At 55.0% G+C, this 24,300-nt stretch carries 17 protein-coding genes and 2 pseudogenes; 13 read left to right on the top strand and 6 right to left on the bottom strand.

The annotated features are described in order from the left end of the window. The 8 genes from ACGYK7_RS17280 to ACGYK7_RS17245 all read left to right on the top strand — a co-directional run. The coding region (locus ACGYK7_RS17280) for a hypothetical protein (RefSeq protein ID WP_394403672.1) at positions 1–435 on the top strand (435 nt) is incomplete at its 5' end. 370 nt (positions 436–805) lie between these two features. Further along, the gene (gene soxC, locus ACGYK7_RS17275; protein ID WP_394403671.1) at positions 806–2,188 is read left to right on the top strand and encodes a sulfite dehydrogenase; all 1,383 of its coding nucleotides are present in this window, start codon (positions 806–808) and stop codon (positions 2,186–2,188) included. Beyond that, positions 2,175–2,849: a c-type cytochrome gene (locus ACGYK7_RS17270; RefSeq protein WP_394403670.1), complete on the top strand. Its 675-nt coding sequence runs from the start codon at positions 2,175–2,177 to the stop codon at positions 2,847–2,849. Before soxC ends, ACGYK7_RS17270 begins: the two co-directional genes overlap by 14 nt. Before the next feature lie 392 nt (positions 2,850–3,241). Then, the gene (locus tag ACGYK7_RS17265; protein ID WP_394403669.1) at positions 3,242–4,972 is read left to right on the top strand and encodes a type I secretion system permease/ATPase; all 1,731 of its coding nucleotides are present in this window, start codon (positions 3,242–3,244) and stop codon (positions 4,970–4,972) included. A gap of 110 nt (positions 4,973–5,082) precedes the next feature. Then, positions 5,083–6,411, top strand: a complete 1,329-nt coding sequence (locus ACGYK7_RS17260) for an HlyD family type I secretion periplasmic adaptor subunit (protein ID WP_394403668.1) — start codon at positions 5,083–5,085, stop codon at positions 6,409–6,411. 54 nt (positions 6,412–6,465) lie between these two features. Then, positions 6,466–7,470: a class I SAM-dependent methyltransferase gene (locus tag ACGYK7_RS17255; RefSeq protein ID WP_394403667.1), complete on the top strand. Its 1,005-nt coding sequence runs from the start codon at positions 6,466–6,468 to the stop codon at positions 7,468–7,470. A gap of 1 nt (position 7,471) precedes the next feature. After that, the gene (locus tag ACGYK7_RS17250) at positions 7,472–9,856 is read left to right on the top strand and encodes a glycosyltransferase (protein ID WP_394403666.1); all 2,385 of its coding nucleotides are present in this window, start codon (positions 7,472–7,474) and stop codon (positions 9,854–9,856) included. Continuing rightward, a complete protein-coding gene (locus tag ACGYK7_RS17245; protein ID WP_394403665.1) occupies positions 9,856–11,154 on the top strand; it encodes a glycosyltransferase family 1 protein in 1,299 nt (432 codons plus the stop codon). Before ACGYK7_RS17250 ends, ACGYK7_RS17245 begins: the two co-directional genes overlap by 1 nt. A gap of 20 nt (positions 11,155–11,174) precedes the next feature. Here ACGYK7_RS17245 and ACGYK7_RS17240 read toward each other — a convergent pair whose 3' ends face one another. Then, the gene (locus ACGYK7_RS17240) at positions 11,175–11,483 is read right to left on the bottom strand and encodes a helix-turn-helix domain-containing protein (protein WP_394403664.1); all 309 of its coding nucleotides are present in this window, start codon (positions 11,481–11,483) and stop codon (positions 11,175–11,177) included. Between the two features lie 312 nt (positions 11,484–11,795). Here ACGYK7_RS17240 and ACGYK7_RS17235 point away from each other — a divergent pair, with 312 nt between their 5' ends. Both ACGYK7_RS17235 and ACGYK7_RS17230 read left to right on the top strand, forming a co-directional pair. After that, complete coding sequence (locus tag ACGYK7_RS17235; RefSeq protein ID WP_394403663.1) at positions 11,796–14,519, top strand: DUF4214 domain-containing protein; 2,724 nt, start codon at positions 11,796–11,798, stop codon at positions 14,517–14,519. 85 nt (positions 14,520–14,604) lie between these two features. Next, the gene (locus ACGYK7_RS17230) at positions 14,605–14,814 is read left to right on the top strand and encodes a hypothetical protein (RefSeq protein WP_394403662.1); all 210 of its coding nucleotides are present in this window, start codon (positions 14,605–14,607) and stop codon (positions 14,812–14,814) included. Positions 14,815–15,275: 461 nt separating this feature from the next. Here the strand turns inward: ACGYK7_RS17230 and ACGYK7_RS17225 are convergent, their stop codons facing one another. The 3 genes and pseudogenes from ACGYK7_RS17225 to ACGYK7_RS17215 form a co-directional block, all read right to left on the bottom strand. Beyond that, a complete protein-coding gene (locus ACGYK7_RS17225) occupies positions 15,276–16,502 on the bottom strand; it encodes a type II toxin-antitoxin system HipA family toxin (RefSeq protein ID WP_394403661.1) in 1,227 nt (408 codons plus the stop codon). 2 nt (positions 16,503–16,504) lie between these two features. Continuing rightward, positions 16,505–16,816, bottom strand: coding sequence for a helix-turn-helix domain-containing protein (locus ACGYK7_RS17220; RefSeq protein ID WP_394403660.1), 312 nt, complete (start codon positions 16,814–16,816; stop codon positions 16,505–16,507). 327 nt (positions 16,817–17,143) lie between these two features. Then, positions 17,144–17,240 (bottom strand): annotated as a pseudogene (locus tag ACGYK7_RS17215) (transposase); the annotation flags it as partial. 242 nt (positions 17,241–17,482) lie between these two features. Between ACGYK7_RS17215 and ACGYK7_RS17210 the strand changes: the two are divergent. Beyond that, positions 17,483–19,045, top strand: a complete 1,563-nt coding sequence (locus tag ACGYK7_RS17210) for a class I SAM-dependent methyltransferase (RefSeq protein ID WP_394403659.1) — start codon at positions 17,483–17,485, stop codon at positions 19,043–19,045. A gap of 237 nt (positions 19,046–19,282) precedes the next feature. On the opposite strand, the gene ACGYK7_RS17205 is transcribed toward ACGYK7_RS17210, so the two are convergent. Both ACGYK7_RS17205 and ACGYK7_RS17200 read right to left on the bottom strand, forming a co-directional pair. Then, on the bottom strand, positions 19,283–20,707 hold the full coding sequence (locus tag ACGYK7_RS17205) for a TolC family outer membrane protein (RefSeq protein WP_394403658.1): 1,425 nt from the start codon (positions 20,705–20,707) through the stop codon (positions 19,283–19,285). 525 nt (positions 20,708–21,232) lie between these two features. After that, positions 21,233–22,663: a glycosyltransferase family 4 protein gene (locus tag ACGYK7_RS17200; protein ID WP_394403657.1), complete on the bottom strand. Its 1,431-nt coding sequence runs from the start codon at positions 22,661–22,663 to the stop codon at positions 21,233–21,235. Between the two features lie 121 nt (positions 22,664–22,784). Here ACGYK7_RS17200 and ACGYK7_RS17195 point away from each other — a divergent pair, with 121 nt between their 5' ends. Then, complete coding sequence (locus tag ACGYK7_RS17195) at positions 22,785–24,065, top strand: glycosyltransferase (protein WP_394403656.1); 1,281 nt, start codon at positions 22,785–22,787, stop codon at positions 24,063–24,065. 8 nt (positions 24,066–24,073) lie between these two features. Further along, positions 24,074–24,300 (top strand): annotated as a pseudogene (locus tag ACGYK7_RS17190) (hypothetical protein); the annotation flags it as partial.

Raw genomic sequence — 24,300 nt, 5'->3', positions numbered from 1 at the left:
CCGCGTCCAGCTATGCCGCCAACTGGCACCTCGCCGCAACGGTCATTGCCTCAAAGTGAATGTCCACGGACCCTAAAAAATCGCCAGATTTGCGATCAGTCGGGACGACAACTAGTTTTTGCCCTGATGATTTCACACGAGCCGCCGATGAAAAAGGGTGGCTTCTTTCAAGTTTACAATCCCATGCATTGTGCTGGAACTCTGCTGGATACCGTCCGCACCATCTATGTATCTTACGATCACTTTGACGCCATCTTGCTCCCTGGTGATGAGAGAACGATTTACAGCGCAGAAGGGCCATATCTGGGGCGCGTTTCAAGAGAGATAGTTGACTATTATTTTAGTCAATTCATAGGAGTACAAAAGGTCATCAGAGGTGTCGGGTTCAAGCTCGGGTCACAGTTCAAGCTCCCAGATGGCGTACAGCGCAGCTAACCCTTCGCTACCTTTTATACGTACAGTTAAATGATGTTTGGTCATTGAACCTTGCTGATGTCTGGCAAGCTGCACTGCACGAGGCCGCAGAACTCAGGTTTAGGGATGTTGCGACGCATTCTCTTCGTAGTCTGATTTCGCGTTTTTAGCGTTCGAATTCGCGCTCCCACAGATATGTGTTGCAGAGACGCAAAACCCCGAAATACGCGAGCATCCATTCAAAATGCTTTTGCCATTGGAACAGCGAGCTTCCGCTGCAAACATGCGTGCTCCAAAAATTAGTTGGCATGTGAAGTAAAGTCTCCCATCATCGCTCTAGCCGAAGAGTTTTTTGCTTCGTGAGGAAAATATTGCGGGAGGGGTAAATATTATGACGCATGACCAACGATTTCCGGCTTCCAGGTACGGCCCGTCAGAACGACATATGGCCGAAAGCTTGGTTGAGATTGAAAACCAAATACTGAACCCAGGCGCGCAAGAGGATTGCGATTGCAAGGAGGGAATGTTTAACGGTCTCTCTCGTCGCGGCCTATTGGCTGGCGGGTTTGCTATGGGAGGCGCTGCAATCGCAGGGGGGCGGGCCGCTGCCGATGTTCCTCCCGGCGCCCATGATTATTATGTCCAGCCTGACCCTACCAAAGAGCAAGGCAGGACCATCCTCGATGACGGGGGATATGGTTCTCGGTCTCAATTTGAGAATGAAGTGCGTTGGCGGTACCCAACGGCAAGTTTGGATTCCAGCTGGTCAATGACACCTTTGGCGTCCAGTCATGGGATCATCACGCCTTCAGGTCTGCACTTTGAGCGCCATCATGGCGGCATCCCCACGATCGATCCGCAACTACATACATTGACCCTTCACGGCATGGTCGATCAGGCACTGCGGTTCACCATGGACGATCTCAAGCGTCTTCCTGCTGTGAGCCGCATTCACTTCATTGAGTGTTCTGGCAATGGCCTCACGGAATGGGTCGAGCCGACCCTTAAGACGGTGCAAGGCACCCATGGCCTCACTTCTACGTCGGAATGGACCGGTGTGCGTCTATCAACGGTGCTTGAAATGGCCGGCATCAAGGATAATGCGGCTTGGATTCTGGCCGAGGGCGCGGACGCGGCGGTCATGACCCGATCTGTTCCCATCGATAAAGCCATGGATGATGCCATCTTGGCTTATGCACAGAATGGCGAAGCACTGCGACCGGAACAGGGCTATCCGCTTCGGCTTCTTTTGCCTGGCTACGAAGGCAACACGCATATCAAATGGCTGCGGCGCCTTGAGGTCAGTGACAAACCCTTCATGACCCGCGAGGAAACCTCGAAATACACAGACCTCATGCCAGATGGGACAGCGCGCCAGTTCAGCATGGAAATGGACTCAAAGTCTGTCATCACCTTCCCCTCGGGGGCGATGAAACTTCCAAGAGCAGGCTTTTATGAAATCACGGGTCTGGCTTGGTCTGGCCGCGGAAGCATCAAGCAGGTCGAGGTATCCGCCGATGGTGGGAAAACATGGCAAAAGGCTAAGCTCGAAGGGCCGGTGCTTCCCAAATGCCATACAAGGTTCAGGCTACCGTGGACCTGGACAGGGGAAGAAGTTGTGCTCCAAAGCCGCGCTGTGGACGATACCGGTTCGGTCCAGCCCACTTTGCAGGAATTGGTGGAGGTGCGCGGCACAAAGTCTGTCTACCACCTGAATGCAATCCAAAGCTGGCATATTGCAAAAGATGGGGAGGTGACCAATGTTCACGCGTAAGTGGCTCCTGATTGGAAGCTTGACCCTCGTGGGCTCTGCCGCTTTGGGTCAAGACGCAGCTGAACCGCGCACGGCGGCCAAGCTGCCTGATATCTTGGAGGAGACCGGAGAACGGGCTCCTGAACCCGTACCGTTTTCAAGCGCCGATAATGTCTCTGTGCCAGAACCGGAGAACTTTCAGTACGGCATTGGGCAGCCCGCGACCCAAGAGCAGATTGCTGCGATCGACATCGACACTATGCCGGATGGAAGAGGGTTTCCAAAAGGCAGCGGAACCTATGCGGAGGGCGCAGAAATATACGAATACGAATGCTCCTCCTGCCATGGGGAGAACTTAGAAGGCATTGCAGAGCTTGGCGCCCCAAAGTTGATTGGTGGGCGCGGCAGCTTGGCCAGCGATAAGCCCGTCAAAACGATCGAGAGCTATTGGCCCTACAGCTCAACACTCTTTGATTATGTACACCGTGCCATGCCTTTGCATGCGCCCGGTTCGCTGTCGGCGGATGAGGTTTATGCCGTAAGCGCATATATCTTGGGGCGCGCAGGCATCACATCTGATGAGCCGGATGCTATGCTTGACGCCGAGAGTATGCCCAAAGTCGTGATGCCAAACGCTGATGGGTTCATCGCAGACCCACGCGATGGCTCCCCGGGTAAATGAACAGAGGTCGCCCGCACTCATTACTGTGCTGGGCGGCCCTTAAATCGTTCCTATGGGCTCTGACGGGGTATCACCGCCTGGTGAGCTTTCTCAGTTCTGCCGTGTAAGGCGCAACGATGTGCTGATAAGCGCAGAGACATAAGCATGTGCTCAAAGCTATCCTGAGGTCTTCTGGCGAAAGGGAGAGAGGCCGGCCAAACAAACTCATCTTGGGGATGATCACTTTAGCAATGAGGACACCCCTTTGGGGTACCGGCTCGCTACTATGCTCAAAATATGCTTTCTGGCCATAAACCGAAGGCCTATCTGCCCTTGATACGGCACGTGACCTTTGACGAAAAAGTGTTTATAGCAAGACGACTATATTTGGTAGCGAAAGATGTTTTTACCCCATGAGTGCCAGTAATCCGCTCCAGCAGGCCTACAAGAAGTTTCGCGCCATTTTTGGGGCGACCATTCTATTTAGCTTTTTTGTTAACTTGCTCATGTTTGTGGGCCCGCTTTACATGCTCCAGATCTATGATCGGGTACTGGCCAGCCGCAATGAAATGACGCTTTTGATGATCACGGCCATCGCTGTGGCACTTTTGATCACCTATGGCGTCTTGGAGTTTGTGCGTTCACGCATGCTGGTGCGGGCCGGGCTGCAGTTTGACAGCATTCTCTCGCGGCCCTTGTTTGATCGTGTGGCGCGCATCCAACTGATTAATCCCACCAGTGGCGCGCGTACGGCTTTGGGGGATGCCGACAAGGTTCGCAGCTTCATCACCGGGCAAGGTGTTCTGGCCTTCTTTGACGTCCCCTGGACGCCCATCTTTTTGGCTTTGTGTTTTGCGTTCCATCCTTGGCTTGGCTGGGTGGCCACAGGCGGTACCCTCGTGATTTTCACACTGGCGTTGCTCAATGAGTATCTTACACGAAACGCGCTACAGTCAGCGAATGTTGAAGGTCAGCAAGCCTCTGAGTTTGCGGGCGCCACGATGCAAAATGCCGAAGTTATTCGAGCTATGGGCATGCAAGACGCTTTGGCTGAACGTTGGAAGGTGAAACGCAACGGAATGCTGATCTCACAGGCCCAGGCCAGTGACTGGGCGGGCGCCGTGATGTCGAGCTCAAAATTTGTCCGTATGGGGCTCCAAGTCGCTATTCTTGGCACGGGGGCTTATCTCGCCATGCGGGGCCAAGTCTCTGCGGGGGTCATGATTGCAGCCTCGATCGTGATGGGCCGCGCCCTGGCTCCGGTAGAACAAGCCGTCGGACAATGGAAAGAGTTCGTGGCTGCACGCCAATCACATGCCCGTCTCAAAAAGCTTTTTGAAGCTGTTGCAGAAGAACCCACACGGCTCCAACAACCTCAGCCCAAAGGACATCTGCAAGTCGAAGGCATTACCACTGTGGTGCCCGGCACCCGCGATACAATTTTGCGCTCTGTGAGCTTCGATCTACCTGCGGGCCAAACACTTGCTCTTATTGGGCCAAGCGGCTCGGGCAAGTCGACATTGGCACGTCATTTGGTTGGCGTCGGCGACCCGATCAACGGTGCCATTCGGCTGGATAAAGTAGAGCTTGCCCATTGGGACCGCAATCAGCTGGGCCAAGCCATCGGCTACCTTCCTCAAGATGTGAAATTGTTCTCTGGGTCAGTGGCGGAAAACATCTCTCGCTTTGCAGAAGGCGCCACAGACGAGGAGATCATCGCAGCCGCTAAGCTTGCCGGCGCCCACGAGATGATTTCCGGGCTGAACGATGGCTATGCCACTCAAATCGGAAGCGGAGGAAGCCGGCTATCGGGCGGTCAACGCCAACGTGTGGGCTTGGCGCGCGCCTTGTTTGGGAACCCATGTTTGATTGTGTTGGATGAGCCCAACTCCAATCTGGACAGCGAAGGTGAAGAAGCGCTGGCTAAATGCCTTGCCCACCTCAAGAGCGAAGGTAAGTCTATCGTTCTCGTGACGCATAAAGCCAATATTCTGAGTGCGACGGACTATACACTGATCTTGAGGGATGGCGCGGTGCAGCGCTTTGTCGCCACCAAAGAACTCTTGCAACCTCAGCAACAGCAGCCGCAACAGAAACCTCAGCAGCCCCCCCAAACTGTTTCGCTGTCGACTGCAAAGCTGTAAAACTTGGCGAGATCGCACCGAATGCGCCGCAAGCGCTGGTCCGCTCTCTCTGAAAGTGGCAAAGCACCGGCATCCATACAGTAAGCCTCTAAAGCATTTAGGACCCAGTCGTGGCATCAGCAGAATCAACGTTGGTTGCAAGCCAACTTACAAAGATGGCAAACCCGCGGAAGTATTCTTGGGCAGGCTACATCCTCCTGCTCATTACCTTCGGCGTAATGGGCATCTGGGCCTATTTTGCCATCATTGCGAGCGCGGTTGTAGCTCCTGGGGTGGTCGCACTTGAGAGCGATCGCAAGGTTGTGCAGCACCTTGAAGGCGGCATCGTCCAAGAGATTATGGTTCGTGAAGCTGACCTTGTAGAGCAAGGCGATCCACTGCTTGTCTTGGACAACATTCAGGTCAATTCTGAAATCGCAGTTCTTGAGCAGCGCCGGGCGACGTCAGAGGCCTTGATCGCCAGATTAACCGCAGAGCAAACCTTTGCTGAAGAGATTTCTTTTCCCGAAGAGCTTCTGAACACGGAAGACCCTCAGGTTAAAAGCGCCGTGGAAGCGCAGCGTAATATTTTCGAAGACCGGCGCTCTATCTACCTGTCCCAAGCTGAGATCCTGAACTTTCGCGCAGAGCAACTGAACGGGCAAGCAGAAGGATATGAAGTTCAGCTCGAAGCCTTGAAGAGGCGTCATGCACTTCGCAGTGAGCTTTTCGAGCGCATGCGTACGGGGGAAGAGCGCGGTGTGGTTGAAAGCAATCGTCTTTCAAACATGGAAGATGAAGTAATCCAGATTGAAGCCAGCATTGGCACTGCTATGTCTGAAATCGCTCAAGTCAAAGCAGCCGCAGGCGAGGCGCGCCTCAATATTCTTAAGCTGAAACAGGAGTATAGCGAGCGCGCTAATAGTGAGCTTAAGACCGCGCGCTCAGAGCTTTCCGAGATCAACGAAAAACTCACCGTGGCTGAGGATCGGATGCGGCGTACCACGATCTCAGCGCCGACCACAGGTAAAGTTCAAAGCTTGGCCGTTACCACCCGAGGCTCCGTGATCCGCTCTGGTGAGATCCTCATGGAGATTGTTCCCAGTGATGAGACGCTTCTCATTGATGCGAAGGTCGCACCTGTAGATGTAGACAACGTGCGTCCCGGTCTGGAGACCGAAGTGCGCTTTTCAGCATTCAAATCCCGCTTGGCCAAGTTGGTCCTCGGCGAAGTACTCTCCATTTCTACGGATGTTGTGACCACAAAAGATCCCAATGAGGCACCCTATTATTTGGCACGCATTAAAGTGCCGGATGAGAATCTTACAGATGAGATCCGAGACGGTCTGACCGCCGGCATGCCAGCTGACGTGGTTATTCTAACAGGCGAGCGTAGTGTATTGCAGTATATGCTGGATCCGCTGTCGGAAGCGATCTTTAAGAGCTTGCGCGAAGAGTAAGCTGGCATAGCGAGCTTTGCTCTTAGAAAGGCGAAAAATCTAATGGGGGGCGATGTGAGCAAGCTCAAACGTGTTGGCAACTATATAGCTGCAATCTTCAAGCTTGGTCGTACAGAGCGTATGGCCAAGGAAACATATCGCAACATGCAGACCATTGAAGACCGCTTTGCCGGCTGGGAAACACGTGAGCGCCAGTTGCGCAACGGTGTTAAACAAATGGTTCAAAGCGAAACACAAGCTTTGATGGCCCGCAACGCAGAGCTTGCACGCAACTTTACTGAGCTCTCCCGGCGTTTGGATCAGATCCTACGCACCCCCGCGGGGGAGCAGCCGATTTCTACGCCCGCTGATCCGTCCGATAGGGATGAAAGCGGCATTGGAGCGGTGATGGATAGTTTCTACCACAGGCTCGAGAACAAGTATCGCGGCACAACATCCGATATCCGCAACAGGCTGCGTATCTACCTTCCCGACGTAGAGAGCGCGGTCATTCGAACAGGCGGCAAACCTGTGATGGACATTGGTTGTGGCAGAGGCGAATGGCTTAGCCTTTTAAACGACACAGGCATTACAGCGCTCGGTATTGATACAAATCCAGTGCAGATCGCTGATGTGCAAGAGAAAGGGCTGGACGCTCGGCAGGGGAATGCGCGCAGCGCCCTCACGGACGCCGAGGACAACTCCATGGCCTGCATCACAGCTCATCATCTCATCGAGCATCTTCCTTTTGAAGAGGTTCTATGGATCACACGAGAGGCCATGCGCGTATTGGCCCCGGGCGGGGTTTTGCTCTTTGAAACGCCGAATGTACGTAATGTGTTGGTGGGGGCGACCTCCTTTCATAATGACCCCACCCACCTTCATCCGATGACCGATCCGGTACTGACCGTCTTGTTCGAAACAGTGGGGTTTCACCCTATTGAGACACGTCATCTGCACCCTCATGAAAAACTCGCAGAGTTCATGGCCAAACCAGGGTTTGATCCAGAACTGGCGAACCTGATGTTCGGCGCCCAAGACCTCGCCATTCTTGGCCACAAACCTCTTCAGGAGGCTTGAGATGCGGGTTGGTGTGGTTCGGACGCAAGTTCCCTTTGTGACTGGCGGCGCGGAGCGTCATGCCGCAGGTCTGGTTTCTGCTTTGCGCGCATATGGTCATGAAGCCTGTGAGATCGCCCTGCCCTTCAAGTGGTACCCTGTCGAGACTTTGACCGACAGTATTCTCGCGGCGCGGCTTACGGATCTTTCAGAATCTGAAGGTGTGCCCATTGATCTGATGATCGGGCTTAAGTTTCCGGCCTATCTGGCGCGCCACCCAAATCCCGTTTTTTGGCTGATCCATCAGCACCGGCAAGCCTATGACATGTGGGATGCGGGCACTTCGGACCTGTTGGACGCCCCCAAAGGAATGATGGCGCGCGATATGATACGCGCGGAGGATCACGATGCTTTTGCGCGCAGTGCAAAGCCAATATACGCAAATTCTCAGAACGTGGCCGGGCGGCTCAAGAAATACCTCGGGCTGTCATCTACGCCTTTGTACCATCCGCCACCGAACGCAGAACTGCTTACCCAAGGAAACTTTGGCGACTATCTGTTTGCGCCGGGGCGGCTGAACCCATCCAAACGAGTCGATCTGATGCTACGCGCGCTTGCCAAGGCGCCAACGCCCCTGCGTTTGGTTATTGCAGGTGTCGCCGAGAACCCTGCCTATTTGGATGAGTTGCGCAGTTTGGCCACCGCTTTAGGCGTATCGGGGCGCGTAGAATGGCTCGGCGGTATCGATGACGCCACAATGGTCCGCTACTATGCTCAAGCCCGAGCTGTCGTGTTCACACCCCAAGACGAAGACTTGGGGTATATCACGCTGGAAGCAATGCTGTCAGGTAAGCCCGTTATTACCACCACTGACGCAGGTGGTCCTTTGGAGTTTATCTCTCAAAAGCAAGAAGGGTTGATTGCAGCACCCGACGCGGAAGCATTGGCTCAAGCGTTCAGCAGCCTTTACGAAGATGCCGCTTTGGCCGAGACTTTGGGTGAAGCTGGCCGCGCACGTTACCAAAAGATGAACATTTCTTGGGAGCATGTCGTCGAAACCCTAACTGGGCAAACCGCTCAACCCGCGCCAGGCCCTGCACAGATCGCGGCCCTTGAGGCGAAAGCTGCGGCCACGCCAGCCGAAGAAGCGGTCGCGCGAGTACAGGCCGCTGTCGCGCCCCCTTCCGCTCCCAGCTTACCTTTTGCATCGATCACAGAGGTTTTGAACGCCTATGACTTTGACACCATGCCTGCGAAAGACGGAAGCGGCCCTGCTCCGGTAGAGCCTGGGTTGGCGCAATACTTGGGCACACATTGGACGCGTTATCTGACCACATTGCATCATGTGATCGAGGCGGCCCCGCGCGACATTTTGGACGTTGGGGTGTTCCCCCCACTGGCCTTCGAAGCCATGGTCGTCAACGCCCTGCCAGATGCGAAGCTAAGTGGTATTTGGGAAGGCCCCCACCCTTACGCACAGTCCGTCAAAAGCCTCAACGGTGCCTATCCTGATTTTGACATTGAACTGCGCCCTGCCAACATTGAACGCGATGCTATGCCTTACGGCGATGCTGAGTTCGACATGGTGTTGGGAATGGAAATTTTTGAGCACCTCGCTTTAGATCCGCATTTTTTCTTGTCTCAGGCCGCACGCGTGTTGCGGCCCGGGGGGCATATCATTCTAACAACACCAAACGTTGGAAGTCATCGCGGCGTCCAGAAGATGCTTAACGGGCAATCGCCCTATTCTTTTGGCCTGTTTGTCCCCACGGGGGGCGTTTATGGCCGCCATAACCGCGAATATACACCGAGAGAAGTCGAGGCTCTCGCCCATGGCGCAGGCTTTGAAACCCACTATTTGGGAACAGCCGACGTTTACGAAGATCACGTCAATCCTGCGACTGCGGCACTTATGATTGCCCGTGAGGATGACTTGAACTTGCGCGGAGAGAATATTGTTTTTGTTGGGCGCAAAGCAGGTCCGCCCACTGCACCGCCACCAGGGCTCTATCATGGCGACCCAGCCCGGCTTTCGGGGGGGCTCTCCCTTTCAAAACAAGAAGTCGATACTGGCCTCACGCAAGTTACAGCGCATAACACTTCCTCAGGCTGGTGGCCGTCCTCAGGCGCTCAATCGACGGCGCTTCTGGCCGAATGGATCAATGAGAACGGCTACTTGGTCCACACGAATGTCATTCTCCCCCTTAATGAGGCTGTCGCTCCTGAAGGCAAAACAACCTTTAGTTTCCGCCGCAGCCCCGAGGAGATGATTTCTGCCAAAGGCATCTTGCGTTTGCAGCTCTTCCAAACTGGCGTGGGGGCGTTCACAGGCACAGGTCGGGCTAATATGCTTGAGCTGCCCTGCTCTGAAGACACCTTCCTTGCTTTGGCCCAACAGGCTTTGTGATGACCGCTCAGACGCCGCGCCCCACCATTCATTGGATCAGCCCCCTGCCACCAGCTGAAACCGATATTGCCCACTATACCTCACGCATCTTGCCTGAGCTAAGCGCTAAGGCTGAGGTCATCCTTTGGACCGATGAAAGGGAATGGGACCTCTCACTTGAGAAATACTGTACCGTCAAATCTTTTGATCCAGATACAGTGTGTCCGCGAGACTTTACGGCCGCCCGAACCGGGGATGGGGCTGAAGTGCTGTTTCTCCACATCGGGAACTCTTGGGTTTATCATGCAGGCTTCTTAAGATTGGCGCAGCGCATGCCCACTGTGGTGGTGCTTCATGATCTTGCGATCCAAGAGCTTATGGTAGAGGCAATCAGGGCCAGTGAATGGGACGCTGGAACTTATTTTGCGGGAATGGAAAAGTGGTATGGCGCTGCTGGTCTTGAGCAGGCTCGCGCCTGTCTAGATGGTAGGGAGCAGGCCTCCAACATATCGGGTGCGACGCCTGGTTTTGAACTGGTTCTCGAAAACGCGCTAGCGGTGCTGACCCATACCCAGTTTGCGCATGAGGCAGTGCAACAAAAGCGCCCGCGCCTGGCCTCCAAAGTCTTACCCCTGCCTTTCCCGATCGGCCGCGAACCTTACAGGAAAGGCATCTCCACCGGCCCATTAAGACTTCTGCAATTTGGATGGATCGGCCCCAATAGACGGTTAGAGCAAGTCCTCGAAGCCCTGGCGCAGATGCCACCAGACTTTGACTATCGCTTCGATGTGATGGGTAAGCTTTGGAATCCTGATCTTATCTACAATAAGATCTCGCAGTTGGGGTTGAGCCCGCGGGTTTTTCTTCACGGCTTCGTGGCCGAGCCCGTTTTGGATGATGCGCTGCGCCAGGCTCATCTGGTCTTAAATCTTCGTCACCCCAGTATGGGCGAAGCCTCTGGCAGCCAACTCCGCATTTGGAATGCAGGTGCCCCTGCTGCAGTAACGCGGGAGGGATGGTATGCCAGCCTGCCGGAGAATGTCGTTTACTTCATCGACCAAGACAAAGAAGTCGCCCAGCTACAGGCGCTTTTTGAAAAGCTTAGTGTAGAGCGTGATGCGGGCAAAACATTAGGCTTGGCTGGTCGGGCTTACTTTGAGGCCAACCATGCGCCAAACATCTACGCAAAAGAACTGGTCAGGTTTGCCGATGACATCGCCTTAACCGCAAGTCAGGATTTAGCAGTGCAGCTTCGGCAAGAGCAATTGCGCAAGCGAAAGATGCATCCAGAGCTGCAAAAGCGCTTAGAGGCGCTCTGAACACCGCAAAGGCGCTAAGCTTAGTTTCCGTCACTCTCTTCAAAGAGCATCGCGAAAGCTTCTGGTTCATAATAGCTCAGAAGCGTTTTCATGAAGAACTTCGGGTCTTGTTCTAGAACCGCGGCCCAATCGCGATAGCGCGCGCTCGGAATCTTACCGCGCCCGGTCTCCAACTGGGAGATGAATGTATAATAATCGAGGTCGAGCGCCTCTGCGAGTTGGCGTTGCGAAAGCCCTTGTGCTTCGCGCAAAGCTCTCAACCAGTTGCCCAACTCGGCACGCGGCTCATTGCTCCGAGAGGCCGCTGACGTGGTTTTTTGATTTGCCATACTATGGTGCTTCCAAGATTCGAAATGCAGCCCAAGCCATCCAAGGCTTACTCAAACTTATATGCAGCTAGAGGACAGGACTGCCGATATTATGCTTAGCGATATGCGCCTCTGAACCCCTTATAACACTATATGAAGAGTAGTGGTATACTTTTTACTGGACATAAAGCTTGCTCGGTGGCCAGCGATTTGCTACCCCCATCATAGCGATCACTCCGCGTTCTGGCGATACCGTCACCCTCGGATGGCATTTGCCTCGCGATCGCTAGAGAAGATCATCGTGCAAGCTTATTAAGCAGGAAAGCAAAAAACATGGCAACAACAGCACAAGTCGACGCAATCGTCGCCCTGTACGCAGGTTATTTCAACCGCGCGCCCGATCCGGCAGGTCTCCAGTTCTGGATCGACCAGATCGATGGTGGCCGCGAATTCAATACAATCGCCGCAGACTTCGCAGCTTCCCCTGAAGCAACTGCGCTGTACCCCTATCTGACAACACCTGATGTTGCGTCGCCTTCGACCTTCATCACCAATGTCTACCAGAACCTGTTCAACCGCGCGCCCGACGCCGAAGGTCTGCAGTTCTGGACCAACGTGCTGAACGAAGGTTCGGTTTCCGTGGCCGACATGATCGAAGCGATCATCAACGGCGCCGTGGATGCTCCCAACGCAACCCCGCCCACCTTTGACGCCAGCACCCTCGAAAACAAAATCGAAGTCGGCCGTGACTTTGCTGCAGACGCTGCAAACACAACTGGTTTCGTATTCGACGATGCCGCTAAATCCGCTGCCATCGACGTCATCGACGGTGTGACCAGCGACGATGCAACTGTTGATGCCGCCAAAGCCGAAACAGACGCGTTCTTGGGTGCCGCGGCCAACCCCGGCGACAAATTCACCCTCACTACAGGCGCTGATGTTGTCGCAGGCACCGCCGGCAACGACACAATCAATGCTCTGCCCGTGAACGCTACAGGCGGCAACGCATCCACCTTCTCTGCCTTTGACGACATCGATGGTGGTGCCGGCACAGACACGCTGAACATCTTCACCAACTCCACCGGTGGCTTCTTCGGCGGTACATTCAACGGCGGCTTCCCGACATCTGCTTCGGTAGAGAACGTTGAAATCGTCAACATCAACAACGCGACCACCAATGGCTTTGGTACTGTTAACGCGGCTCAGTTTGATGGTGCCACTCAGATCTGGCAAGTTGCCAACGGTAACAACATCCAGAACCTGGCAGCTTCCACTACAGCAGGCTTCCGTCAGACCGCCGCGAACACCTTTGGTGTAGCTGCAGCCACTGGCGTTGCATCTGCTGCCGTTGCTCTGGACAACGCGGCTGAAGCCAGCACCTTCAACCTGTCTGGCGACGCACTGACAGAGGCAACCATCTCCGGTACAGTAGCTGACTCCAACAGCGACATGACTGTTGCAGACATCAACCTGAATGTTACAGCAGGCAAAGATGTCCAGTCCGTGGAAGTTTCCTCTGCCGTAGATGCCACGCTGGTAAGCGTTTCGAACACTGGCACCAAAGCGGTAACTTCGGTTGACGCATCGGCAAGCGCTGGCGACATCACCTACACTTCGGCTGGTTCTGCGGTTGCAGACATCGAAACCGGCGCCGGTGACGATACCGTTCGCATCGCAACACTGACATCCAACACCGCAGGTTCTGAAGTAGCTGCGATGGTGGAAACCGGTGAAGGCGACGACACAGTTGCTATTGCAACCAGCGGCACAGGCACCACCACTGTTGATGCAGGTGCAGGTAACGACACCGTAACTCTGCTTGGTGACGGTTCCGGCAAACTGAGCGTCAACCTTGGCGAAGGCGACGACGCCTTCTTGGTCAACGGTGGCACTGTCTCCAAAGGCGACACCATCGACGGCGGTGCGGGCACTGACACTGTTCAGCTGAAAGATATCGGTTCTGCCAACATTGGTGCCTTCACAAACTTCGAAATCTTCGATGCTGTGGGCCTTGGCACAACTCTGGACACCGACATCCTGGCGTCGAACAACACTGTCACTGAATTCGTTGCATCTGGTAACGTAAACGCCGGTGCAGCTCTGACAAATGTTGCAGCTGGTGCTGGCGTCCGGGTCACCGGCGACATGGACGGCAACGATCTGTCGATCACTCAGAAAACCGCTGGTTCTTTGACTGTCACCCATGACATCGATGAAGCCGCGGCGGCGACTACCGCCCCTGGTGATGTTTCGGGCAGCGTAACAGCAACAAACGCAACATCGGTTGAAGCTGTGTTCGATAGCAGCTTCGTGGATGCGGCTACAGGTACAGGTGACAACGTTGCTGAACTCAACCTGACCGCTGACAAAGCGACAAGCCTGTCGGTGAACTCGGGCGGTGATGTCGCGATGAACGATCTGACCGTTCAAGCAAATGCCCTCACCTCCGTGACTGTCACAGGTGACCAAATGCTGGACCTGGATTTCATCACCGGCACGTCCAAACTGGCTTCGGTTGATGCTTCGGCCAGCACCGGCGGTCTGATCTTCGACATGGAAGACCTTGCCAATGGTGGTTCTGTCTCGCTGGGCTCTGGCAAAGACACAATCCTTGTTGGTGCAAGCTCCGAAGCTGACCAAGATGGTGCAAATACCGAAAGCCTTGTTGGGTTTGAAAAAGCGGATGCGGCAGCAGTCGGAACAAATGCAACGGCTCAAGCCGCTGCAATTGCAGACTCCGACCTGATCGACCTGTCGGCTTTCGCTCCTGCTAGTGTGGCAGACGCCAACACTGGAACTGGTGCAACGTTGGCAAACGGTGTTCTCACCTTTGATGGTGCAGGTCCTCAGTCGCTTGACGATGCAGCCATGATCGCTGACGCCTTTGCTGACGCGGCAGGCGAAGCTGTCCTGTTCGAATACATCGGCGACTCGTACGTCTTCGTTCAAGGCGGGGCCACCAGCGATATCACCGATGACGCAATGGTGAAACTGACAGGTGTCACCGATGTGACCAACCTCGTCGAAACCGGCACCGACCAGTTCTTCATCGTCTAATCTAGACGCTGAGCGATTTTTAAAACCGGCCCCTCGGGGCCGGTTTTTCCACATCTGATCCCCCCAAATTCTCTAGGAGTATGAAATGGCTGACGGCCAAACAATTTCGATTGATGGTAAAGACTACGTGGCGGATGCGCTGTCTGATGAGGCCAAAGCACAACTTGGGAACCTTCGAGTTGTCGATATGGAGCTACAGCGCCTTGAACAACGCAAAGCGATCGCGCAAACCGCGCGCAATGCCTATGCCCGCGCATTGCAAGCAGAACTGGCTAAAGTCGAACCCCAACAATAACTTCCGCTGAGCTTCCAGCCAGTGGCGCTGATATACAGCTCAGGTCGTGATAATTTGCCCTGCTGATCGAAAGATCAGCAGGTATTTGGCTCAAAACCAAACTTCGCGGGTGATGCCCCAATTTCTCATCCAGTTTAAGAAGACCTACCCGCTTATCCACCAAAGAAAACGGCAGCATCACAATGACACATTCCGTTCAGCGGGGCACGCCATCCATGACAGGCGTCCCAAGGCGAGTTGGCGGTTTGCTTTTCAGGCAGCCCAGAACCGGGTCCATCCGAGCAAAGCTTCTCGGAAGACGATTCCCGTCCAGCAGCGCAATGGCGCCCACCTGACAACGGTGACACGGGCACGGGGAGTGTAGGACCCAAAGCATTTGCCACAAGTCCCGTGCGACGGAAACGCCCGGTCGGCACCTCAATGTGCGGAGGGGGGTAACACCGGTGTCTCGCAACCCGGCCTTACGTGGCGAAGTAGCCGGCGATCTGCTTGGCGCGCCGCGACGGAACTCCGGCGGCGTCTGCGTGTCGCGGCCAGTCGGCGATGGCGGCGCGAACCGGATCAATGAGCGCGGCGATCGCTGCAGGTTTCATCCCGAGCGCCTGCCCAACTGCCTCTACATGCTTCCTGCCGGGCCGGCGCCCCTCTCCGGCGATGGCGAGATGGTGCTCGCCGCCGGGCCCGTCGGAGAAGCTGACGTCGTAGGCCGGCGACAAGCGCCAACTGCCTCCAGCGTCCATCAGGAAGGCGTGGTTCTTCAGGTGATCATCCCGATTGTGGGCGAGGACGTTGAAGGCCATCCTGCGGAACATTTCGTCCTGATCTCCAGCATGCCGGGTGGTCCAACGCACCAGCTTATGCAGGTTCTCGTAATCGGTGGACGGCTGGCGGAAGTCGACGTCGAGCATGCCGGCGGCGGTATGCATATGCACCCGTCCGGCGCCTCTGCGGTCAAAGCGCTCAACGGCAAAGAAAGCATCGCCGCGCCCAGAGCGCAGCACCATCGTCCAGGGCATGGCGATACCGGCCGCCCGCGCCATCCTCGCGTAGGCCTCTTCCTCTTCGATCGCGGTCGGGCTGTCGGTTGTCGCCCGGTGCTTGATCAGCACCTGCCGTTCGCCGCGCTCCGGGGTTCGCCGATGGTCGCGTACGCGGCCGGTCTCCACATCGAGCAGGGCCACGAGTTTCGGCCGGGCGCCGGCAGAGCCGCCGGCTGCCGCGCGGGCCTTGCGGAGGTCCTCCACGGAAGCGTCTTCGGCCATGCTGGTCGCGAGATCGGCGAACCACTCGAGGTCGACGCTGTTCGGGCCGACCACTCGCTCTTCTGGACGATAGATGAGGGCGCCCATGCCGTGGGTGCCGACGATCGCCAGACGGTCAACCGGGGTGACGGCGGTGCGACCGCTGCCGCGGCGCTCAAGTTCGCGGTCGATGAGCAACCGTCCCCAGCCGTCAGGGAGCGAGTCGCCGAAGACTCCGGGCAGGCCTTCGAAGGCGGCCGTATTGCCGGTGCGATAGAGCCCGGCCAGCGTCTTGATGTGGTAGGGCGAGATCGGGAGCGGGGCTGCGACGAAAGAGGGGTCCCATTCGACCGCCGCGGAGCGGCGGGCGGAATCCCAAGCGATCTGTCCCACGGGGCGGACATCGTCCGAGTCGAAGGCGATATCGACGCGAAGACGGCGGGCCATAGTTACGAACTCCTGCGGGTGCGAGCGCGCTGTCGCGTCGTTGGCTTGTCGAGATCATCGAGACGAGTCGCCTCGACAGCCGGGAACAGGGTGCCGAAGCCAGCGATGGCGTCGAGCGCGTCGGCGAGGGCGAGCAGGCCGGTGAGGCTGATCTTCCCCTTCTGCTCGAAGACTTTTAGGGTCGCCAGAGGAACTCCGGACCGCGTGGCCAGGTCGCTCTGAGTTAGCCCAAGTGCGAGCCGGCGGTCGCGAGCAGCCGCGCGAACCCGATCCTGCATCTCGGACGGCGTGTCGAGATTAAGCTTAAGGATCATTATGATATCCTTTATATGGCTTTTTTGCCATTATGGATACTATATTGGTCGTTATATTGGGGCAAGAAGGAAGTAGACCTGGTGCCCCGCACGCGATGACGCATTCCGTTCTTTGGGATCGCAGCAATGCGTGCTCTGTATGTCCCACGGAACGGAATGCGTCAGCATAACGGCCTGCATAGGCCGTATTCCTTCGAGCAGCGGACTTGCTTGCCGACCGCGTCCTGTAGGAGGACGCACATCTGGTCAACCACTGGGATCGGACGCCAGATTTCTCTCGTGCAACGCCGGCTCTCGTGGTCCATTGCTTGACCACTTCCCGAACGGGCGCACGGTGGTTCCACCGCCAGACAATCTCGTCGAGGTATCGCTGAAGGTGCTGCCTTCCAAGATTGTGGTAGACCCCGACCAGGGCACGTTGCTCTCCGTTCGTTCCGCCAGGCGAGCAATGTTGGCTCGTAGGCTGTTTGACGAAGAAAAAACCGGGATAATCGCGCGAAATACGGCAAAAGCGCGGAAAACCTAATTTACACCAGCACCTTGCAATATTCGCTACTTTTTATTGTGGATAAGCGGGAAGACCTTTAATCCTAAGGCTTCGAAGAAGCTTCTGGCCATCTGCGCCTATGACCCCTAAAAATTTTTGGCGGTATATAGGAAATGCATATGTGGAATTCAGGGTACGTATCTGAGGTAGACTATACGTTTAGTCACTTTCCTTTCCTGTCGCCAAACAGTCTAAAGCTTGCCGCCTTGCTGGAGGGCGGCAAACACACCGTCCCCGAAGCCCCCACCTACTTGGAGCTTGGGTTTGGGCAAGGTCTTTCCTTGAATATGCATGCCGCGAGCAACCCAGGGGCGTTCTGGGGCGCAGATTTTAGCCCCACACAGACAGCGACCGCTCAAGAGTATGCAGCATTTGGAGCAGGAAACCTGAACCTGTTCGATGCGTCTTTCGAAGAGCTTCTGCACCGTCACGCCCTGCCCCAGTTTGACATGATCGTTCTGCACGGGATTTGGTCCTGGGTGGCGCAAAAGGCGCGCGAAGCCGTTGTGCAGATTGCCTGTGATCACCTCAAGCCCGGTGGGCTCTTCTATGTCAGTTACAATGTAAAAGCGGGCTGGGAAGGTATTGGTCCTCTCCGTGATCTGCTTGCCCAACATTACCGCGCCAACTTAAAGGGGACAGTCGTAGAGCGCGTGAAGGCAGCAATCGCTTTTGCCGAAGATGTCTTGGATTCGGACGCCAAGTTCTTTGTGCAAAACCCGCTCGCCAAAGCGCAACTCAACGACATGAAGAAGAAGGACCCGATCTACCTTGCGCATGAGTTCTTCAACGAAACTTGGAATCCAATGCGCTTCTCGGAGGTCTGTAAGGAGCTGGCCCCTGCTAAGCTTGACTACTTAGGCTCCAGCACCCTGTTGGATGGGCTGCCAAGCATTCATCTTACGCCAAAGGCCAAAACGCTTTTAGACAATGCTTCTGACAAAGCTGCGGCGGGTGATCTGCGAGATATCTGCGTCGCGCAGCGGTTTCGCCGCGATATATTCGTTAAAGGGCTCAGAGCCCACTCCGAAGTGGGCAGGCAAAGACTGCTCTTACAGCAAGAGTTCATCCTCCGGAAACAGGCCAAAGACCTGCCCAAAACAATAAAGGGCGCGCGTGGAACAGCGAACTTGGATCAGGACCTATATGCTCGGATCCTGGGGACGTTTTCTGAACAGAAAGGCTACATCACATCACTTAAGGGTATCCTGACTGATCCCGCGTGCAAATCTCTTAATCTGGCTCAGCTTGAACAAGCTGTGCGGGTGTTGGCGGACTTGGAGGTAATTGCCCCCATAAGCTCTCCGGATGCGATTGATGCAGCCAGGTCCGGGGCGCAACGTCTGAATGCCAAACTATGCCGAGACGCTGCTTTAGATGATAGGGTGGGTTACCTGGCCTCACCTGTTTTGGGCACAGGCGTTGCAGTTTCTCGTTTTGAGCAGGTTTTTATCCACTGCCTATCGCACGAACTCGGCGATCCCGTCGCACATCTGTGGCAAGTGCTCCAAGCGCAGGGGCAATTGCTTCGGAAAAATGGGGAGGTGCTGCAATCAGCAGAAGCGAACTTGGAAGAACTCAAAAAGCAATTTGAGCACTTTCAAAACAACCGTCTTCCCATCTTGAGCCGCTTGGGGGTGGTGTCCGAGAAAGGGGCGCTAGAGCTGTCCCACGAAGACTGAGCTAAACTATAGCCCCGCACAAATGTTAGGGTAATAAATTTATAAATAACAATATCTTAAAAGATGATATTAACGCAAAACATTAAGAGCGTAGCAGGCTTATAGGCGCGTCATCCCTGCTCGGTTTCACTTCCATGTGAAGAGAAATCGATACTCTTGATGCTCTTATACACCGCCTGGAAAGGCCGGGGGTGCACTTGAAGCTGCACGCCCCTGCGTCAATCATAATCGAGTTTTTCAGTCCTTTTGCAAAGCACGCAGAACACGATCCAGTGCCTGGCCTTGCTTGGAGTATTTTGCAGGACTGTCTTTGACGAGTTTATAATAAGCGGCCGCATCATAAAGCTGTACAGGCAAGCGTAGGTCAGCTGCGGTCAGACGTCCTGTTGATGCGAGCACGGCATAGGCTGCGATATAGAGGTTCGCGCGGGCTGTAACACGGGTGGATTGCGCATCCAGCAACACCTGCTCCGCATCCAAGACATCAATCGTGGTACGTGCGCCCAGCTTTGCCTCTTCGCGCACACCTTCAAAGGCCGCGCGCGCCGCACGTATCTGACGGTCAGACGCTTCAAGCTGAGCACGGGCCGAGGCCAAAGACGCATAGGCGTTTCCGACTTCTTGAACGACTTCTCTACTGACCACATGAAGATTGGCACGCTGTGCATCCTCCTGCGCCATAGCGCGGCGAACCGCAGAAGAGAGCGCCCCACCTTGATAGATTGTTTGACCGGCCTCCACGCCAATGCTGCCGCTTCTGCTGTAGCGCTTGCTATCAAAGGTTTCAGATATGCCATAACTGCCTTGCAGTGTGACGCGCGGGGACATCGAGGCTTCGTTCGATCTGACCGCCAATCGTGCAGCCGCGACCTGATGTTGTGCGGCGAGAACGGTAGGATGCTGGCGTACAGCAAGAGCTTTGGCCGCATCCAAATTGCCGTCAATATTCGGCAACTGAGGCGGAGGAACGAGGTTGCCGGGCTTTCGACCGACAACATTGCGATATTCCTCTACAGCCTGCATCAATGCCCCTTCGGCACCAGCAAGTCCGCTACGGGCTTCGGCCAATTGAGCTTGGGCAATTGCAATATCGGTGCTCGTCACCTCGCCTACATCAAAACGGTCCCGCGCGGCCTGAAGCTCTTGAGTTAGAAGGCGCAGGTTATTGTTACGTAAAGCCACAGCATCGGAAGCTTCAATGACGCCCATGTAGGCTGCAACCGCGCGAAGAAGCACGCGCTGCTCAATATCAAGCAACGTCTGACGGGTCGCCAAAACGGTTTCTTTGGTCGCCTCGACCCGGTACTGGCTTGCGCCAAAATCGTAGAGCAAAAGCTCCCCAATCAGGTTAATCGAAACCGTAAGACTGTCTGTCGATTGCGCAGGAGCCAAGCTCGACGCGCGCGTAGAGCCAAAGTTTTGCGTGAGCCCCCCTGCCCATCTCAATACCGGTTTTAGGGCAGCTTTGGCACTGGCCACATCTTCATCAGCGGCGCGCAACAGTGCACGGTTTTGATCTAAAAGCCCCGAGGTCTCATATGCCCCAACCAAAGCATCTGCTAACGTTTCCGCTAAGGCCTGTCGCGGTAAAAACACCGCAAAGGCAAGCGGGATCGCAACGACGACACCGCGCAGGGACCTGCTGAAATGCGTTAGGTTCATTGTTTGCCTCATTTTATATATGCACCATCGATTTCACGAGCAGCTGGGACGTCAGTCAGTAAAGCTCTTTTTGTTCACCAAGGGCTAGGAACGTTACAAACGCAAGTTTGCGCAGTACCACCTGTTGGGAGCAATCGTCTTGGGTGTGATGCGGGTATTTTTGAGATACATGACACATTAGAGGTGCTTTTGCCATGCGAGAAACCTCTGTGCGCACTGCGCCAGAGCAGGGGCATTACACGGCATCATTCCTTTTGCGCGGGTAGCCTTCGGGTCGCGGGTTTGAGAAGCAGGCATAATGCGCGTCTCGCCTAAAGTCCGTCACAGCTCTCCGAACGCATCCTTGAAGGTGAGGCCAAGGGCCGGACGATCAGGGTTTTCGATAGATGCGTCAGTAAACAAAAATGCTGCGATCGATACCGAAGTTGGTGAGCATGCCGATCGGCGCGCCCGATTTCCAGTATATATAGCGACCCTGCTACGATAGGCTTCTATAGATCGCAGCGTGACAGCCACGCGGGAACCTCAACTGGGGCCTTTGTTTAGAACTGCCTCGACATCCTGAGCGACATCATCCCATGTCCTAAGAGACGTGGCGCTGATCTTTTGCTCCAACTCACGACGATAGTTGGGAACTGCGATCAACTTATAACAGGCATCATAAATGCTGCTAATGGAATGCGCATCACAGTAGGCGACCATATCGCCTCCCACCTCAGGCATCGACGAATTTTGGGCCACAACCGCTGTTTTACCAAATGATAAGCTTTCGCCGATCGGCAAGCCCCACCCCTCGTAGAAGCTCACAGTCGCTGTAAAAAGACAGTTTTCATACAGGAAGCCGAGTTCTGTATCACTGGGGCCTTCGGCGAACTGAACCCAGCCTCCTAAGTTACCAGTTGCCTCCATTAGCGCTTCGAAGTCATCGTTGTACCACCCTCGCTTGCCCGCAAAGATGAGGCGCGGAACATTGAGTTCAGGGGTCTGAGCCAAACGCTGCCAAGCTTGCGCAAGGGACCAAAGGTTCTTACGGGATTCCATTGTGCCAACGACCAGCACATATGGCATCTTCGTTAGGTTCAACACGGAGTGCCGCACCCCGTCCAAGCTGCTCAGCCGAGATTGAATAGGCTTTGCAGGATCGCTTACCCGGTTGGAATGCACCACGCTAAACTTTTGGGCCAAGGGGACAACGTCAATGGGCCGCTGACGCCCGACCTCATCCATAAAGCGCTGAAGATCCTGTGCGGTGTTCTGAGAGTTTGCAACAAACCGGTCGCAATACCTGATAGAGGCTTCGAGCCAGTGAAAGAATGCCCCTGAAAAATCCGCAGCGATATGTTCCTTGGCGATCAGAGGGATCAGGTCGTGGACCAATTGGTGGATGGCTATACCGTGGTCATCTTTCAAACCTTGAAGAGCTTGCTCCAGCCCATCTATATCCCAAATCGCGCCCAAAATGACGAGTTGATCGCCCGCCTTCGCCGTCTGGCTCAGATTGGATGGTTCGATTTCCTGATTTGCTTTGGCCTGCACAGGGATTGAGCGCTCTTTGAACGCATTCCATGCTTCAAGGCTCGACCCTTTTCGAGCGAAGTATCGCTCATGACCACGGGCCGCATGATAGGCGCGCACCATATAGTGCAGCCAGTATTTCACAGGTTTGTTGCGATACCGGACCAAGGTCGGAGCAGCATCACTTTGTCGACGCGCTCTCTTGCCAAAGAAGACCTCCCCCAAGTCATCTGCGGAGAACTCTTCCATCCCACTGATAAAGCTGGATTCTACGGAAACATACGCGCGACGCCGGCGATCCCAGTAGCTCAGCCGGACATTATCCGCACCCAAACGTGCCACCATGCGGCGTATCACTTCAAAAGAAACCCTTTGAATGCCTGAGACAGTGGTTTCCTTCTCTATGTAGAGAAGAATATCAGTCACGTCGAAATAGTACATGTTCAAGCTCTTCTTCGGCCCTGTCCCGCAAGCCCTAAAAAGGCTAAAGCTGCGCGTTATCCATGCTCATTGACGAACATTTCCATGTTCCTCAACCCCAGTCACGATGTTAAGAGAACGTATGAGCCCCATATACTATGACCTTTCAGAACAGTTTCTCTCTTCTGGCATAAAATTTCGGTACTACGGAATCGCGCGCACGGTCATGGAAGTGGGCTATGAGCTCGCTTGCTCGTCAGCGGATGTGCGCTTTGTCATATTCTCGCCAGCCCATGATCGCTTCTTTGAGGTCACCCCACGTATCGGGGCCCAATCTCCAACAGGAGCTTGTGACCCTGACATCTCACATGAGGCTAAGCCATTACGTTTGCGTTATAGTTTCCCACAGCCTCATCCGGTACGAGATGCGCTTTACCCACTGTTTCGCACCATCGTAAAGCGCATTTGCCTTAAGAAATGGAACCGTGCGGTTCCCCCAGGAAGCCTGCGTGAGGTCGATTTGTCAGATCAAATCCTGGTCTCGTTAGGACGGCCTAAAATGATGGCCGATTATCTGGTGGCGATGGATCGGCAGAATATACGTCCACGGTTTTTCCCTCTCGTTCACGACATGATACCTTTGCATGAGTTCGCACATCCTCGGCAAAGCATGTTTGCGCGCAACTTCGCTCACGACAATGGGATTGTCATCCGTCACGCTGAAAAGGTGATGACCAACTCCGTCTTCACCAAATCCGAGCTTGAGCACTTTGCCGCCTCAGGGCACCTACCTGCCCTACCGCCCTTAGAACCGGTGCTTTTGCCGCATGAACTGCGCGAGACAAACGAAGACGTGGAAGTCAGCCCGCCCCAAACCCCCTACATTTTGGGGGTTGGGGTGATGACCGGCCGCAAGAATCTCGAGTGCGTTTTACAGGCCATGTTACACTTGCATAACACTGGTCGTCCTGTCCCCACCTTCGTTTTAGCTGGCGCTCATAGAAAGCGAACTGTCACATACCTAGACAGCCCCGAGCTTGCACCAATCAAAGACAAGGTTCAGATCATACTCGACCCGAACCAAGCCAGCTTGAGAATGCTTTACAGCAAAGCGCTTGCCTTGGTGATCCCCAGCCATATGGAAGGCTTTGGCTTGCCGCTTGGCGAGGCGCTGTGGTTGGGAACACCGGGGCTTGCCGCAGATGTTCCTGCGTTGCGAGAAGTGGGAGGAGAACTCGCGGAATATTTCGACCCTTCAGACCACACCGCTTTGGCTGCTTTGATCGACAAAATGCACAGCGATCCCGTCGCCCATGCCGCGCTAAAGGCAAAGATACAGCAAAGTCACGCTTCCTTGCGCACTTGGAAAGACGTCGCGGCAGATGTGATTGCTACGGTATCCCCGCCTAATACAGGCGCATAAGGTCCATCATGTCAGAAGAAGATCATACCGCTTCTGCCCCGGCAGATACGACTAAAGCTGCTTTGCGTAAACGCAAAGAGCGTGTGCCGCTTTTCAATGATCAAGACAAAGACAACATCTCTTGGTTCTGGACGCAGTACCTAAAGCAGCGCGCCCCTTGGTTAGGGCTCGTTATGGTGATGATCCTTATTCAAGGGTTTGCCTATCAACAGTTCATCTCGCTGACGGAGAGTGG

The sequence above is a fragment of the Sulfitobacter sp. 1A15299 genome, assembly GCF_043556915.1.
In the GTDB taxonomy this organism is placed as follows: Bacteria; Pseudomonadota; Alphaproteobacteria; order Rhodobacterales; family Rhodobacteraceae; genus Sulfitobacter.
Note: the sequence above shows the minus strand (reverse complement) of the source record. Positions and strands in the feature narration are given on the sequence as shown.

Coding starts and splice junctions, on each gene's coding strand:
- soxC (WP_394403671.1), top strand. CDS start 806: ATGACGCATGACCAACGATTTCCGGCTTCCAGGTACGGCCCGTCAGAA.
- ACGYK7_RS17265 (WP_394403669.1), top strand. CDS start 3,242: ATGAGTGCCAGTAATCCGCTCCAGCAGGCCTACAAGAAGTTTCGCGCC.
- ACGYK7_RS17225 (WP_394403661.1), bottom strand. CDS start 16,502: ATGGCCCGCCGTCTTCGCGTCGATATCGCCTTCGACTCGGACGATGTC.
- ACGYK7_RS17205 (WP_394403658.1), bottom strand. CDS start 20,707: ATGAACCTAACGCATTTCAGCAGGTCCCTGCGCGGTGTCGTCGTTGCG.
- ACGYK7_RS17245 (WP_394403665.1), top strand. CDS start 9,856: ATGACCGCTCAGACGCCGCGCCCCACCATTCATTGGATCAGCCCCCTG.
- ACGYK7_RS17235 (WP_394403663.1), top strand. CDS start 11,796: ATGGCAACAACAGCACAAGTCGACGCAATCGTCGCCCTGTACGCAGGT.
- ACGYK7_RS17210 (WP_394403659.1), top strand. CDS start 17,483: ATGTGGAATTCAGGGTACGTATCTGAGGTAGACTATACGTTTAGTCAC.
- ACGYK7_RS17195 (WP_394403656.1), top strand. CDS start 22,785: ATGAGCCCCATATACTATGACCTTTCAGAACAGTTTCTCTCTTCTGGC.
- ACGYK7_RS17200 (WP_394403657.1), bottom strand. CDS start 22,663: ATGTACTATTTCGACGTGACTGATATTCTTCTCTACATAGAGAAGGAA.
- ACGYK7_RS17270 (WP_394403670.1), top strand. CDS start 2,175: ATGTTCACGCGTAAGTGGCTCCTGATTGGAAGCTTGACCCTCGTGGGC.
- ACGYK7_RS17220 (WP_394403660.1), bottom strand. CDS start 16,816: ATGATCCTTAAGCTTAATCTCGACACGCCGTCCGAGATGCAGGATCGG.
- ACGYK7_RS17250 (WP_394403666.1), top strand. CDS start 7,472: ATGCGGGTTGGTGTGGTTCGGACGCAAGTTCCCTTTGTGACTGGCGGC.
- ACGYK7_RS17230 (WP_394403662.1), top strand. CDS start 14,605: ATGGCTGACGGCCAAACAATTTCGATTGATGGTAAAGACTACGTGGCG.
- ACGYK7_RS17240 (WP_394403664.1), bottom strand. CDS start 11,483: ATGGCAAATCAAAAAACCACGTCAGCGGCCTCTCGGAGCAATGAGCCG.